The sequence below is a fragment of the Bacteroides nordii genome (assembly GCF_019930665.1).
Lineage (GTDB): Bacteria > Bacteroidota > Bacteroidia > Bacteroidales > Bacteroidaceae > Bacteroides > Bacteroides nordii.
On the sequence record NZ_CP082886.1, the window covers coordinates 1,089,073 to 1,103,541 of the forward strand.

The following is a 14,469-nucleotide window of genomic DNA, read 5'->3' on the forward strand; positions in this document are numbered from 1 at the left end:
CAGTAAATTGATTGGTCTGATTAACAGGAAGCTTCAATGACAGTCGATTCTATTTTTGAAAGATTTTTATAGGTCGCTTGGTCGTGTTTCTCCATATTGGTCAAGAAACGATGTTCGCTTTCGTAAAGTTGACAACGCTTTATGTTAGTAAAACCGTATTTATGTAATAACATTTCAAGTGTTTTATAATCATAAATCACCTGATGTCCCCAGTCACGGTAGAAATTATTAATAACCAATATCGGAGGGTATACTCCTGGTAAAATTTCGTTCACTTCGGGAATAGAACTATCGGTCGCTTTGTGAATATAATCGGTATATTCTTCCGGATGTTGGTAGAGGTCTTGTAGAAATTCAAAACATGGAAGAGTAATCCGTAATACTCCATTTTTTTTTAATACCCTTCTGCATTCTTTTAACATTTTCACTGCTTCAGTTAATTTTAAATGCTCAAACATATGTTCTGAGAAAATATAATCTATGCTTTTGTCAGGGAAGGGATATCGTTTGGTTGCATTCATATAATAATGCTTTCCATATATTGCAAAAGTTATATCTGTATTGAACCATTCTCTATTTATATTTTCTCCACATCCAAGGTTCAGACAATGAATGGAATGATGTTTGAGATACCTTTTGGCTGCTATATGACAACGTAACATCTGCAATGGGGTGGTGATGGTCTTAATACTTTCTTTTAAAATTCTTTTTATCATGATTGTGTCCGAGGATATATTAATAGATAGGCAAAGATAACTAATTATTGATATTATAGTGTAATTTTATCAATTCAAATAATAAAAGTTATAACGGACGAAGTTATACACTAACTATGATGTTCAAAATAGAAGAATATCATATATGATCTGTATATCAGATAATTACTTGTTCAAAGCCTGAGCTATGTCAACCGCACAAGCCATAGTATAACCTACCATCGGATTGTTATCAATACCCAAGAATTCCATCATTTCTACGTGAGCAGGAACTGAGGATGAACTAGCGAACTGAGCGTCTGAGTACGTATGCCCCATTGTATCTGTCATACCATAAGAAGCAGCGACACAGCATCCCTGTAATTTAATCAAATCAATCGTAAATAATTGTTTTACAGATAAATATTGAAATATTTTAAAGAACGCTCCAGATTATAAATCTCTCTGTTTTGAATAAATGGTCGTGAATAAGTCACAAACCTTATATATTTAGTAATGCTATTACTTCATTTCTTAGTTTTGGTAAATGATTAATAACCATACTCCAAAATATATCTACTGATAGGCTGTCATAACCATGTATGATATAGTTTCTGGCATCAACAATTTGGTGCGAATTAGTTATGGCTATCTCTTTATCAACTTTTAGTATTTATTCATAGCTTCGCCAATAATCTCTATGTTTCTTTTCGATGGCTCGCCTAAGATATAGGTTACTATAGAAGTCATCATAAATTTTAGGAGTATTGCCAAAGAAACTTTCTACTTCTTCAATAGCAGTCAAAATATCTTGTAGGTGTTTCTTGGTTAAATCATCCATATATTAAAGTTTTAGTGGCATCCACATTCTTTTTCAGATATGGATTCTTGATGGTCTGTTCTTCCAATAAGTCAATTTCTCTGCCCAATAATTCTTCCAGAGAATATTTAAAGTCAAAGTAGTTATCAAAGTAATCTTCTACTTCTTTTTTATTGAAATCCACAACTAAATCAACATCACTTTTATCATTAAAGTGGTTGGTAAGGATAGAACCAAACACAAATAGTTTATGAACCTTATGCTTTTTGCATAGGTCTATAATCTTCTGAATATTATTCTCTATCAGTTTCATAAGTTCTGTTCTTAATATAGCAAAGATAGTGTTTCTGTTTGTATTAACAATAATAATTGAAGATAAGTTGAACTTGTTTCAATCACTTTTTTATCTATTTAATGATATTGTATATACTGGTATAGTCTAGTTTTCTGATGGTTCAATATTCAAACATAAACAGTATTTCTATTCTGATATCTTATAGCGGTGCTAAAGTTCACAGTGGGTATATAAAGCTATTTTTATGCGGAATTGTACCTGTCAATATTCTGTTTCTTTTGCTTTATCGTTTTAAGGCATCAAACACTTCGTATTCTTCGTTATGGAATTCGTCTATGTAATCCATTTCAAAGCCAAGTGCGGTCATATATTCTACGATTTCATCTTCTGTAGCTTCACGCTCTGCTTGTATATGAGGTTGGATTAGAACAGCACAAAACTCTTGCTGGCTGTTATAGGCAAAGCCTGTCATCTGATAAAGACATTGCTAAAGAACTTGTTATGTGCAGAGATGCGAATAAAGAAATTATTTAAATCATCGCCTGCATATTCAAAGTTATTTAGCTTATATATGGTTGCTGCACCATCGTAAAAAACTTCATTCTCACCTCCTTTATCTAAATAGATGGTAGGAATGTGATTGAAGTCTATCCATAAATCATTTGAATTGGCGAATGAAATTAGCTCTTCGATTTGCCCTTTCTTATAGCTCTCTGTTGGTTTAAGCGTTCCTGCTGCTTCTTTGCTTCTTCTAATGATGCTGGCTGCTTGCTCCAAGATGCTATTGATTGGCGAGTACGCTCTATCCATTGCTTGTGAAATTCATTAATGTATTCCATAATTTGTTATGATTATGAGTTTATGCAAATGTAATCAATTTATGCTTATTGAACAACTTTGCAAGTGATAAGTTGAACGGGATTGCAGCATTTCTACATATGGACTTATAAGTGGTTAATCTTATAGGAATGTAGAATTTTATGTAGTCCAGTCTTTAACTGCGATCCACTTCAATTTACCATAAATAAAAATCTCCTGCAATCATCATGATTACAGGAGATTATCTATATAAAGTAACTAAAATTACTTGCTCAAAGCCTGAGCTACATCAACCGCACAAGCCACTGTACAACCTACCATCGGGTTGTTACCAATTCCCAGGAATCCCATCATTTCTACGTGAGCAGGAACTGATGAAGAACCAGCGAACTGAGCGTCAGAGTGCATACGACCCATCGTATCTGTCATACCATAAGAAGCAGGACCGGCAGCCATATTATCCGGGTGAAGTGTACGACCTGTACCACCACCTGAAGCTACTGAGAAGTAAGGCTTACCTGCCAGTGTGCGTTCTTTTTTGTATGTACCTGCAACTGGGTGTTGGAAACGAGTAGGGTTAGTAGAGTTACCTGTGATAGATACGTCTACGCCTTCTTTCCACATGATAGCTACACCTTCGCGAACATCATCAGCACCGTAGCATTTTACTTTTGCACGTTCGCCATCAGAGTAAGCGATTTCGCGAACTACTTTCAATTCGCTTGTATAGTAATCAAACTGAGTCTGAACATAAGTAAAGCCATTGATACGAGAGATGATCTGAGCAGCGTCTTTTCCAAGACCGTTCAGGATACAGCGCAATGGTTCTTTACGTACTTTGTCAGCTTTTGCAGCAATTTTGATTGCACCTTCGGCAGCAGCGAATGATTCGTGACCTGCCAGGAATGCGAAACATTTAGTTTCTTCGCGCAACAACATAGCAGCCAGGTTACCATGACCGATACCAACCTTACGATCGTCGGCTACTGAACCCGGGATACAGAATGCCTGCAAACCGATACCGATAGCTTCGGCAGCATCAGCAGCATTTTTGCAACCTTTTTTGAGAGCGATAGCAACACCTACTACGTAAGCCCACTTTGCATTCTCAAAACAGATCGGCTGAGTTTCTTCACACGTTTTATAAGGATCAAGTCCGGCAGCTTCGCAGATTGCGTTAGCTTCCTCGATGTCTTTGATGCCGTTAGCGTTCAAGGCTTCAATGATACCTTTGATACGACGGTCTTGACTTTCAAATTTTACTTCTCTAATCATAGTTTCTTTTCCTCCTTATATTATTCGTGACGTGGATCAATGTGTTTAACTGCTCCCTGTTCTGCTGTTACGCGTCCGTATGTACCGGTTACTTTTTTCAAAGCTTCGTTAGCATCGGTTCCTTTTTTGATTTCGTCCATGAACTTACCCATGTGTACGAATTCATATCCGCAGATTTCATCGTTCTTATCCAAGAAAATATTCTTGATATAACCTTCAGCCATTTCAAGGTAACGAGGACCTTTAGCCAATGTACCATACAAAGTACCTACCTGGCTACGAAGACCTTTACCTAAATCTTCCAGACCGGCACCGATGATCAGACCACCTTCTGAGAAAGCTGACTGAGTACGTCCGTAAACAATCTGTAAGAAAAGTTCGCGCATAGCAGTATTGATTGCGTCGCAAACAAGGTCGGTATTCAATGCTTCGAGGATCGTTTTTCCCGGAAGAATTTCAGCAGCCATAGCAGCTGAGTGAGTCATACCCGAACATCCGATAGTTTCAACCAGAGCTTCCTGGATTACACCTTCTTTTACGTTCAGAGTAAGTTTACAAGCACCCTGCTGAGGAGCACACCAACCTACACCGTGTGTCAGACCTGAAATATCAACAATTTCTTTTGATTTTACCCATTTTCCTTCTTCGGGTATGGGAGCCGGTCCGTGGTTAGGACCCTTCTTTACAACACACATGTGTTCCACTTCGTGTGAATAAGTCATAATTAGCTCTTTTTTAAGTGATATAATTAAAAATACGTAGTCACGATTCTCAAATCGCACGCAAAGGTACTCGTTTTATTGGTTTTTGCAAATCGGCTTTTATTACTTTTTTATGAAAAGAATGAAATAGAAGAGACGGGGTTCGTATATTGTAATGTGGAGATTACATTTTAATATCTGAACTATTCCTCCAAGAGTTTGTTGTTTTTTGAAAAATGTAATTATGGAACTTAATCAGATAGATACACACTATTTAATAGCAGCCATTTCTGTTATAACAGCTGCTTTGGTTTTCTACACGATAGGAGTGTGGGGAGAACATGTGCAGGGGAAACTTAAATTCTGGCACATACTATTTTTTCTTTTCGGACTGGTAGCAGATACCGTAGGAACGGGATTGATGAAGAGTATTGCTCATATGACTCATTTGCATGATGAGATACATACCGTGACAGGTATTATTGCCATTCTATTGATGCTGGTACACGCTATGTGGGCTATCTGGACTTATACGAAGGGATCTGCTGCGGCGAAGGCTCATTTCAACAGGTTCAGCATTTTTGTATGGTGTATCTGGTTGATTCCTTACTTTATTGGAATGTACTTAGGTATGTCGCTACATCATTAAGCTAAAATGTATTCTTTTTCGGATGACGGATAGTTGTCAAAAAAGTAATTATCTGCTGTCGAACGGAATAAAGAAGAACGATGGACTATCGTTCGTTTCTGTGTAACACATTGATTCTTAGTTTACAAACTATACTATTCTTTGAGTGTAAAAGTACGTATTTAATAGGATGTTAAATGCGTACTTTATGTATATAAACTATCGTATTTTTAGGATATAAAAGCACGTATTCTTGTCTGATAAAGATAGGAATGTGGGATTCTTGTGTTAATAGTGTTAAAGGATTTACGATTGGACGATTTACTATTTACGATTGAAGAGTTACTCTTAATTACAAATAAAGTAATTTCAATCGTAAATAGTAAATCGTCCAATCGTAAATCCCTTAGTCCCTCATTAAAGGACTTTAAAACTTTTTGTTTGCCTGCTATCAGTTACTCTGATAATAGCAGGCTGAAGGAGAGTGAACTCTTGTAGTGTGCTGTTACTTGTCTGTGAACTTTGAAACCGTCCCATCAGATCATAAATCTCGATGATACTTTTTCCTTCTAATCCTGAAATTACAATCTTATTGCCTTCTTTATGGAGAGACAGGCCGGGGAGGCCTGTCGTTTTTTCTATCCCTGTTGGTGTTCCTTTTAACCCGAAGTCATCTTTGCTTGGCGACGATTCGGCATTTTCATATCCGGCTTTCATGAGTTCGTCTACCAAGCTGTTGATATATAGTTCCAGATAACAGTATCCGGTTTCAGGATCAATATCTTTGTAGGTCTTTCCTTGTGGAAGATATTTCGCTGCCCAATCATCGGGAATTCCGTCATTGTTACTGTCTGCAGGCTTAGCTGTCGAATGATATGTGATGTAACCTTCACTATTAGTTTGTGAATCAATGAGTCCGTTACTGCTCCCATTAGAACCTTCGAAAGTATAATTTCCATTTCTGACATCAGAGATAACACGAGCATCTATTACATCACGTTTCAGGCTTGCCCCTACGTAGTCCAGTACTTTTTCATAGGCTGCGATTGCAGTATGGGTAGTAGTAGAAGCTGTTTTAAACTCTACGGGACTTTTGATATTTTCGATGTTTCCTTCGGGCAATGCACCATTATTGGTGTTCGGGTGAATGCCTACCCAATTGTCTGCATTTGTCTTGGCAATATTTGTTTTTGATTTACTGCTTAGCTTAGAACAGCTATCATCGAAATAGTTTCCTGATACATAGAATACTCCCCATACACCGGGCGCATTGGTTTGTGTCCCGTCGTCGGCATTCGGTGAAAAGATGCGGTAAGTAATATTGTCTTTAGTTGCTGTTGAAGGCCCCGGCTTATAGTAGTTATTGATGAAATTATAGTTACCTCCTTCTCCGGCATATCCACCATTGGTCGGTCCCCAGTTATAGAACACGTTATTACGCAAATCTACTATTTCATCATCCGGTCTTCCTGTATAGCGGCTACCGCAAAGCCGGGGTGTGCGACTCTTATGGTGCGCCAGCAGGTTGTGATGGAAGGTAGCACCTTCACCACCCCAAATGCCACCGTATCCATGTGAACCCTTACCGTGTACCGAATTAGTGAGGCTCTCGCTTAAAATACACCATTGCATGGTGAAATTTTTGTTTCCGTAGAAAGAAGAACATTCGTCGGTGCTCCAGCTCATAGTACAATGGTCTATGATTACATTACTCTGATTGCGTCCCCACATCGCATCATCTTCTGTTTTTTTCTCATCGCCCATCCGGCAACGAATGAAGCGGATGATTACATTGCTGGCTTTTATTACTACGGAATAGTTCTTGATACAAATACCATCTCCTGGAGCTGTTTGTCCGGCAATGGTTATATTGTTATTTTTTATTTCGAGCGTACTTTCCAGAGCGATAGTTCCTGATACATCAAAAACAATAATACGGTTGCTACTTTTAAGTCCTTCCCGGAGTGATCCTGCTCCGCTATCGTTCAGGTTGGTAACGCGATAAACTGTTCCTCCTCGTCCACCTGTGGTGGTATACCGGGCAAATCCTTCTGCTCCTGGGAAAGCAGGTGTGTTTTGTGCATGGAGTCCACAGCTGGCTACCACTGCCATAACTAATATGGAAAATAGAGTAATGATTCGTTTCATAACTGATTAATACTTTTGTTTTCTGCAAAAATCGGCATTATTTCTTTTTTGTATGTGGATATATTATTCTTCTATGTGTAAGTTTTGGCTTTTGTAAGCAAAAAGCCAATATATGTAATGCTCCGTAACAATATATGTGGCAGAGCATTACATATATTGATGTGCGCCATTACATCTGCATCCTATTACCGATAACTTGAATATTCTTATAATAAAATCCCCGTGTAATTAATAGAGGGTAGGGTACCCAGGAGTGGTCGGAAGAAATTCCGGTCACTCTTTCTTTATCTTGAAAAATAAGTTTGGGTCTCCCCCGCATTGCAGGACAATCATGGCTATTGCCAGATCGCGAACTTCCATAGCAAATCGCCGTTTAGCGGTTTTATAACCTATCTTGTTGGCTTTTTTGTATATCAACACGAGCATGGCTACAATCAAAGTCATGTAAAGCATCACCTCTATTCCATTCTTATTCAGTGATATAAGATGGCTTGCGTTTAATTCCTGCTTGATGAAGCGAAAAAAGACTTCAATATCCCATCGTTTACGGTAGGCATCGGTAATTTCCTTTGCCGTGAGTTCAAAGTCATTGGTAATAAACCAATACTCCATCGCTGGATCAGTTTTGCTTCGGGCAACAATAAGTCTTAAAGGTTCTTTGACCAATACCTGCCGGTAATGTTTATTACCGCGCTTATTGATAACAGGCTGGCCTGTGTACAGATACACCTTACTGTCGCGAATAAGTTCCAAAGTGGCTAAGTCGCTGTTAGAAAACGGTATCGGCTCCAGTTCTACATACTTACGGTTTTCTTTACTTCGAGCAATAAAAGTAGTTCTCTGATCGCAAAACTCTTTCATCGTTCTGGTTGACTGAAAACCTCTATCCAATACATATACGTTGCGATGTCCGGACTGCTGCTTAACGTGACTGGTTACTATTTGGGGCAGGGAAATATCCTCGCTCGAAAATACTGGATCTGTAAACAGGTTTACTTCACAAGGTAACATACCATCGAAAGCTATACTATACTTTACAGCCTTTCCGCCACAGTTGCCCAACCCCTCTGCCATCCTGCCGGATGTGTCTGAAACAATGGAACTGTCAACCCGGATAAGGTTGTATTGTGCTATCTCTGTATCGGAATAGCACTCCGAGAACTGGTCATAGACACAATCGTAAATCTGACGGAAGTAATCCGGTGATATCTTCGACAACCTCTCAGAGAGAGAACTCCGGCGTACTTTTTCATCTTCGTCCAACCCGAACAAAATCTTGAATACAGAATCGTTAAAAGTATCTTCAAGCGTTCGCTGACTAAGGCGATCATTTTCCAGAATACCGTACAATAGCAGATAGAACACCTTTTTACCGTGGAGAACTTTGGTGTAGTAATCGATGGGTGTTGTGGTTGACAGGTGTGAAATCAGGCTTTCGGGAATCACTCCCAATAGGTCGTTAACCCTTACTTTGTGATCTTTAAAAATTGCCATAATATTTTGATTATCAATGATTAAAGATAAGCAAAATAAATAACAAAAACAAATACAATCACCTGAATATCAAAATAATAACCAAAAAAATGCAGATGCAGATATCAAAATATGTACACATTAAAATACGAAAAGGGTCGAAAGAAAAATCTTCCGACCACTCCTGGTAGGGTACCCTACCCTCTATTAATTACACGGGGATTTTTCTTTTAAAAAAAGAAGAAAATACGCCTGCGCGCGTTTATAATAATGTGAATATAAAATTTATGGACAAAAAAAGGTATTTCATTGATAAAGTTCGTAACTTTGCAACATTATATAAACAGGAACACATTTATGATAGAAGTAACAGATGCTGCTCTGCAAAAAGCTGCGGGTGAAGGGATGGATGAGTTTATCCAGGTATTTACTGATAAATATAAAGAAGTGATAGGGGGTGAGCTGACTGCCGAAACGATGGCTTTGCTTACAGGTGAACAACATTCGCTGTTGGCCTATCAGATTTTTCGTGATGAGATTATGACGGGAGGTTTTTGTCAATTGATACAGAATGGTTATGGGGGATATATTTTTGATAATCCTTTTGCCAAAGTGATGCGTCTGTGGGGGGCTGAAGAATTTTCCAAATTGATTTACCGGGCGAAAAAGGTATATGATGCTCACCGTGCTGATCTTGAAAAAGAGCGAACCGAGGATGAATTCATGGCAATGTATGAGCAGTATGAAGCTTTTGACGAACTTGAAGAAGAATATTTTGAAATGGAAGAACAGGTAACTGCGACAGTAGCAGGGTATTTGGATGATCATTTGGAGTTATTTGCAAAAATAATAAAGTAGTTGGTGCAGTATTTTTTAAGTATCTGCATTTACCTATTGTGAATTGGAATTTATATCTTTGCAAACTCTAATAATAGATTTATGAAACAAGTGAAAATTTTGATGTTAGCCCTGGTTGTATTGATGGGCGTTGGTTTTACTTCATGTATGAATGGAGAGAATGATACTACAGTGAGACGGGATGCTTTTGTTAAAGTAAAGACTGGGGGGCTTGGAAGTATTTATTTTGAAGATGCTAATGGATTTAAGTATTATGCGTCAGCAACTTCTCTGGCTACAATGAAAAGTACCTATGGCTTTGATCCGAGTTCGGGCGACATGGCTTATATTATATACCAGTATGATTCCGCTACACAGACGGTTACAGAAAATACAGAGTCTTTGCAGAATTTGCAGTTGGTGTATGCATTTGGATTGGATGCCACTGTAGAATCTGTATCAGAAAAAGGGGCTTCTAATGATTCGATAGCAAAGGCTCCTATCAGAAGTTTGGATGGAACAATTGGTTCTTCTTATAAATACGAACCTGTGATGTTTGACGAAAGTACGTTACTGCTTCAGATTGATTATTTTATGGGAATAGATGGTATATTATCTCATTATTTTACGCTTGTTTATTATCCTAATGAACCTGCTGAAGAGAATACCATAAAATTGTATTTACGTCATAATAACGGAAAGGATACTTCTACCAATTATACAAGCGTAAATTTATCAGGGCAATATCCATTTGTATTCTATAAGGCATTCAATCTGAGAAAACTTAATGTGCCTATTAATACAGATACAAAAATTATTATTGAAACACAGGTGAATAATACTAATATAGACCTGGAAGATAAAAATAATACGTCATCTAAAACATACGAAGTACAAATTAAGGCTAAAGAATAAATTTGGATTACAAAGAGTTATTTAAAATAGCAATGTCATTAATTTCCTCTCCGGCCAAGGCCTGGGAGGAAATTCGTTTGGAAGAGGATAGGCGAAAAGTCTTTGTGGCTTTTGTCTATCCTATGATTGGTTTATGCGGTCTTGCTGTCTTTATTGGTTCTTTATTGGCCAATGGATGGGGAGGCCCGCAAAGTTTTCAGATAGCCATGACGCAATGCTGCGCTGTGGCTGTAGCTTTGTTCGGTGGCTACTTTTTGGCGGCTTATGCCATCAACCAACTGAGGGTACAGATGTTTGGAATGTCAGATGATATCCCTCTGACTCAGCAGTTTGCAGGATACGCACTGGTTGTCAGTTTCCTGCTGAAAATAATTACCGGGCTGTTGCCTGATTTTAGCATCATCGGCTGGTTGTTGCAGTTCTATATCGTTTATGTGGTATGGGAAGGTGCGCCGATTGTGATGCAGGTTGAAGAAAAGAACCGATTACGATTCACCATTTTGTCGTCTTTGTTGTTAATACTATGTCCGGCAGTGATTCAATTTGTGTTCAATAAACTAACAGCAATATTAAATTAAGAAAATAATGAAACTGGCTCCTGTAAATATAAAGAATAAACGTGCTACATTTGACTATGAGTTACTGGATACTTATACTGCGGGTATTGTGCTCACCGGAACGGAGATAAAGTCTATTCGCCTGGGAAAGGCAAGTCTGGTAGATACGTTTTGTTACTTTGCAAAAGGTGAGTTGTGGGTGAAGAATATGCACATTGCCGAATATTTTTATGGCTCGTACAATAATCATGCAGCCCGTAGAGACAGGAAGCTGTTACTCAATAAGAAGGAGTTGAAGAAACTGGAACGGGGAACGAAGGAAACAGGATTTACCATTGTGCCCGTTCGTATGTTTGTCAACGAAAAAGGATTAGCTAAAGTTGTTGTGGCTTTGGCTAAAGGTAAAAAGCAATATGACAAGCGCGAGTCTTTGAAGGAAAAAGATGATCGTCGTGATATGGACCGGATGTTTAAGAGATAGGGTATAAGGTTATAAAATTATAGGGTTATAATAGGGCTATAAAGGTTATAGAGGTATAAAAAGAGATGGCGAAAGCAACTATTCCACAATTAATATCCCAACGCATCCTTATATTGGATGGGGCGATGGGAACTATGATTCAGCAATACAACTTAAAGGAAGAAGATTTCCGTGGCGAACGTTTTGCACACATTCCCGGACAACTGAAAGGGAACAATGATTTGTTGTGTCTGACCCGTCCGGATGTAATTCAGGATATTCACCGTAAATACCTGGAAGCAGGTGCCGATATCATCGAAACCAATACCTTTAGTTCGACTACGGTTTCTATGGCCGATTATCACGTAGAAGAGTATGTACGTGAGATCAACCTTGCTGCTGTGAAACTGGCACGTGAAGTGGCGGATGAATATACAGCAAAGAATCCGCAAAAGCCTCGTTTTGTGGCAGGTTCGGTAGGGCCTACCAATAAGACCTGCTCTATGAGTCCTGATGTGAATAATCCGGCCTTTCGTGCATTAAGCTATGATGGATTGGCTACCGCTTATCAGCAGCAAATGGAAGCTATGCTCGAAGGAGGAGTGGATGCCATTCTGATTGAAACTATCTTTGATACGCTGAATGCCAAGGCAGCTATCTATGCAGCAGAACAGGCAATGAAAAAGACAGGTATTGAAGTCCCCATTATGCTATCTGTTACTGTTTCTGATACGGGTGGACGTACACTTTCGGGGCAGACATTGGATGCTTTCCTGGCTTCTGTGCAACATGCTAATATACTTTCGGTGGGATTGAATTGCTCGTTTGGTGCCAAACAATTAAAGCCATTTCTTGAGCAGCTTGCCAACCGTGCACCTTATTACATCAGTGCTTATCCGAATGCCGGACTTCCTAATAGTCTGGGTAAATATGATCAGACCCCGGCCGATATGGCTCATGAAGTAAAAGAATACATCCATGAAGGATTAATAAATATCATTGGTGGCTGTTGTGGTACTACTGACGCTTATATTGCAGAATATCCGGCCCTGATAGAAGGAGCAAAGCCCCATGTACCTGTTCCTGAGCCTGATTGTCTCTGGCTTTCGGGGTTGGAATTGCTGGAGGTGAAACCCGAAATCAATTTCGTAAATATCGGTGAGCGTTGCAATGTAGCCGGTTCGCGTAAGTTCTTGCGGCTTATTAATGAGAAGAAATATGATGAAGCACTTTCCATAGCCCGTCAGCAAGTAGAAGATGGTGCGTTGATCATTGACGTAAATATGGATGATGGGTTGTTGGATGCACGTCAGGAGATGACAACTTTCCTCAATCTGATAGCTTCGGAGCCTGATATAGCTCGTGTGCCTGTAATGATTGACTCTTCTAAGTGGGAGGTCATTGAAGCCGGACTGAAATGCCTGCAAGGTAAATCGGTAGTGAATTCTATCTCTTTAAAAGAAGGAGAAGAGAAGTTCTTAGAGCATGCCCGCATTATTAAACAATATGGTGCTGCTACTGTGGTAATGGCTTTCGACGAAAAAGGACAGGCAGATACTGCTGCCCGTAAAATAGAAGTCTGTGAGCGGGCTTACCGTTTGTTGGTTGATAAGATAGGATTCAATCCGCATGATATTATTTTTGACCCGAATGTTCTTGCTGTAGCTACGGGTATCGAAGAGCACAATAATTACGCTGTCGACTTTATCAATGCAACCGGCTGGATTCGTAAAAATCTTCCCGGTGCACATGTGAGTGGTGGTATTAGTAATCTTTCATTCTCTTTCCGCGGAAACAACTACATCCGGGAAGCAATGCATGCTGTCTTTCTTTATCATGCTATTCAGCAAGGGATGGATATGGGAATTGTCAATCCGGCTACTTCCGTGCTCTATACGGATATTCCGGCCGATGTGCTCGAAAAGATAGAGGATGTTGTTCTGAATCGTCGTCCTGATGCTGCCGAACGTCTGATCGAACTTGCCGAAGCGTTGAAAGCCGAAAAGAATGGCGAACTTCCAACTCCCAATTCTCAGGTTTCAACTCATTTAGCCTGGAGAGAGGGTACTGTGCAGGAACGTTTGCAGTACGCATTAGTGAAGGGTATTGGTGACTTTCTGGAAGAAGATCTGGCGGAAGCATTGCCACTGTATGATAAGGCGGTGGATGTGATTGAGGGACCATTGATGGAGGGTATGAATCATGTAGGCGAACTGTTTGGAGCGGGGAAAATGTTTTTACCCCAAGTTGTGAAAACTGCACGTACCATGAAAAAGGCAGTGGCTATTTTACAACCGATTATTGAATCGGAGAAACAGGAAGGTGCTTCTACAGCCGGTAAGGTGCTGCTCGCTACTGTCAAAGGAGATGTGCATGATATCGGTAAGAATATTGTATCTGTAGTGATGGCTTGTAACGGTTATGATATTGTAGATTTAGGGGTAATGGTACCTGCCGAAACCATTGTACAGTATGCTATTGAAGAGAAAGTGGATATGATCGGTCTGAGCGGACTGATTACTCCTTCTTTGGAGGAGATGGTTCATGTAGCTATGGAATTGGAAAAAGCAGGTTTGGATATTCCTTTGTTGATTGGTGGCGCTACGACTTCGAAGATGCATACGGCTTTGAAAATAGCTCCTGTTTATCATGCTCCGGTAGTGCATTTGAAGGATGCATCTCAAAATGCCGGTGTAGCAGCACGGTTGCTTAATCCAAAGGCAAAAGAGGAACTGGTGGCAGAATTGGCAAAAGAATACAAGGATTTGCGTGATAAAAGCGGTATGAAGCGTCGTGAGACAGTATCGCTTGAAGAAGCACAAAAGAATAAACTGAATCTGTTTTAA

12 protein-coding genes and 3 pseudogenes are annotated in these 14,469 nt (G+C 39.4%); 6 read left to right on the forward strand and 9 right to left on the reverse strand.

Annotated features, from left to right (window positions below; translation table 11 throughout):
- Positions 1 to 20: 20 nt before the first annotated feature.
- The 7 genes and pseudogenes from K8P02_RS04110 to K8P02_RS04145 all read right to left on the reverse strand — a co-directional run bounded on the left by K8P02_RS04110 (position 21) and on the right by K8P02_RS04145 (position 4,626).
- Positions 21 to 716 (reverse strand): class I SAM-dependent methyltransferase, encoded by a 696-nt coding sequence (locus tag K8P02_RS04110; RefSeq protein ID WP_007484823.1) that lies wholly within the window; start codon positions 714 to 716, stop codon positions 21 to 23.
- A gap of 165 nt (positions 717 to 881) precedes the next feature.
- Positions 882 to 1,058, reverse strand: a pseudogene (locus K8P02_RS04115) (GGGtGRT protein); the annotation flags it as partial.
- Positions 1,059 to 1,197: 139 nt separating this feature from the next.
- Positions 1,198 to 1,536 (reverse strand): annotated as a pseudogene (locus tag K8P02_RS21875) (HepT-like ribonuclease domain-containing protein).
- Complete coding sequence (locus K8P02_RS04130; protein WP_007484824.1) at positions 1,529 to 1,828, reverse strand: nucleotidyltransferase family protein; 300 nt, start codon at positions 1,826 to 1,828, stop codon at positions 1,529 to 1,531. Before K8P02_RS04130 ends, K8P02_RS21875 begins: the two are co-directional and overlap by 8 nt.
- A gap of 274 nt (positions 1,829 to 2,102) precedes the next feature.
- A pseudogene (locus tag K8P02_RS04135) lies at positions 2,103 to 2,620 on the reverse strand (putative polyvalent protein kinase domain-containing protein); the annotation flags it as partial.
- A gap of 273 nt (positions 2,621 to 2,893) precedes the next feature.
- Entirely contained in the window at positions 2,894 to 3,904 is a 1,011-nt protein-coding gene (locus K8P02_RS04140) for a GGGtGRT protein (protein WP_002561829.1), read from the reverse strand.
- Between the two features lie 20 nt (positions 3,905 to 3,924).
- Positions 3,925 to 4,626, reverse strand: a complete 702-nt coding sequence (locus K8P02_RS04145; RefSeq protein ID WP_002561828.1) for an iron-sulfur cluster assembly scaffold protein — start codon at positions 4,624 to 4,626, stop codon at positions 3,925 to 3,927.
- Positions 4,627 to 4,849: 223 nt separating this feature from the next.
- Between K8P02_RS04145 and K8P02_RS04150 the strand changes: the two genes are divergently transcribed.
- A complete protein-coding gene (locus K8P02_RS04150; RefSeq protein ID WP_007484827.1) occupies positions 4,850 to 5,254 on the forward strand; it encodes an HsmA family protein in 405 nt (134 codons plus the stop codon).
- Positions 5,255 to 5,650: 396 nt separating this feature from the next.
- Here the strand turns inward: K8P02_RS04150 and K8P02_RS04155 are convergent, their stop codons facing one another.
- Together K8P02_RS04155 and K8P02_RS04160 are read right to left on the reverse strand one after the other, a co-directional pair.
- Complete coding sequence (locus K8P02_RS04155; RefSeq protein ID WP_025866877.1) at positions 5,651 to 7,381, reverse strand: pectate lyase; 1,731 nt, start codon at positions 7,379 to 7,381, stop codon at positions 5,651 to 5,653.
- Positions 7,382 to 7,654: 273 nt separating this feature from the next.
- Positions 7,655 to 8,875 (reverse strand): IS4 family transposase, encoded by a 1,221-nt coding sequence (locus K8P02_RS04160; protein WP_025868357.1) that lies wholly within the window; start codon positions 8,873 to 8,875, stop codon positions 7,655 to 7,657.
- Positions 8,876 to 9,211: 336 nt separating this feature from the next.
- On the opposite strand from K8P02_RS04160, the gene K8P02_RS04165 reads away from it, so the two are divergent.
- From K8P02_RS04165 to metH, 5 genes are all read left to right on the forward strand, one after another.
- Positions 9,212 to 9,712 (forward strand): DMP19 family protein, encoded by a 501-nt coding sequence (locus K8P02_RS04165; protein ID WP_025868003.1) that lies wholly within the window; start codon positions 9,212 to 9,214, stop codon positions 9,710 to 9,712.
- An 81-nt stretch (positions 9,713 to 9,793) separates the two neighbouring features.
- Entirely contained in the window at positions 9,794 to 10,606 is an 813-nt protein-coding gene (locus K8P02_RS04170; protein WP_025868002.1) for a hypothetical protein, read from the forward strand.
- 32 nt (positions 10,607 to 10,638) lie between these two features.
- Positions 10,639 to 11,184 (forward strand): Yip1 family protein, encoded by a 546-nt coding sequence (locus K8P02_RS04175; protein WP_002561822.1) that lies wholly within the window; start codon positions 10,639 to 10,641, stop codon positions 11,182 to 11,184.
- Positions 11,185 to 11,191: 7 nt separating this feature from the next.
- On the forward strand, positions 11,192 to 11,644 hold the full coding sequence (gene smpB / locus K8P02_RS04180) for an SsrA-binding protein (protein WP_002561821.1): 453 nt from the start codon (positions 11,192 to 11,194) through the stop codon (positions 11,642 to 11,644).
- Positions 11,645 to 11,709: 65 nt separating this feature from the next.
- Complete coding sequence (gene metH, locus K8P02_RS04185; protein ID WP_025868001.1) at positions 11,710 to 14,469, forward strand: methionine synthase; 2,760 nt, start codon at positions 11,710 to 11,712, stop codon at positions 14,467 to 14,469.

Coding starts and splice junctions, on each gene's coding strand:
- K8P02_RS04110 (WP_007484823.1), bottom strand. CDS start 716: ATGATAAAAAGAATTTTAAAAGAAAGTATTAAGACCATCACCACCCCA.
- K8P02_RS04130 (WP_007484824.1), bottom strand. CDS start 1,828: ATGAAACTGATAGAGAATAATATTCAGAAGATTATAGACCTATGCAAA.
- K8P02_RS04140 (WP_002561829.1), bottom strand. CDS start 3,904: ATGATTAGAGAAGTAAAATTTGAAAGTCAAGACCGTCGTATCAAAGGT.
- K8P02_RS04145 (WP_002561828.1), bottom strand. CDS start 4,626: ATGACTTATTCACACGAAGTGGAACACATGTGTGTTGTAAAGAAGGGT.
- K8P02_RS04150 (WP_007484827.1), top strand. CDS start 4,850: ATGGAACTTAATCAGATAGATACACACTATTTAATAGCAGCCATTTCT.
- K8P02_RS04155 (WP_025866877.1), bottom strand. CDS start 7,381: ATGAAACGAATCATTACTCTATTTTCCATATTAGTTATGGCAGTGGTA.
- K8P02_RS04160 (WP_025868357.1), bottom strand. CDS start 8,875: ATGGCAATTTTTAAAGATCACAAAGTAAGGGTTAACGACCTATTGGGA.
- K8P02_RS04165 (WP_025868003.1), top strand. CDS start 9,212: ATGATAGAAGTAACAGATGCTGCTCTGCAAAAAGCTGCGGGTGAAGGG.
- K8P02_RS04170 (WP_025868002.1), top strand. CDS start 9,794: ATGAAACAAGTGAAAATTTTGATGTTAGCCCTGGTTGTATTGATGGGC.
- K8P02_RS04175 (WP_002561822.1), top strand. CDS start 10,639: ATGTCATTAATTTCCTCTCCGGCCAAGGCCTGGGAGGAAATTCGTTTG.
- smpB (WP_002561821.1), top strand. CDS start 11,192: ATGAAACTGGCTCCTGTAAATATAAAGAATAAACGTGCTACATTTGAC.
- metH (WP_025868001.1), top strand. CDS start 11,710: ATGGCGAAAGCAACTATTCCACAATTAATATCCCAACGCATCCTTATA.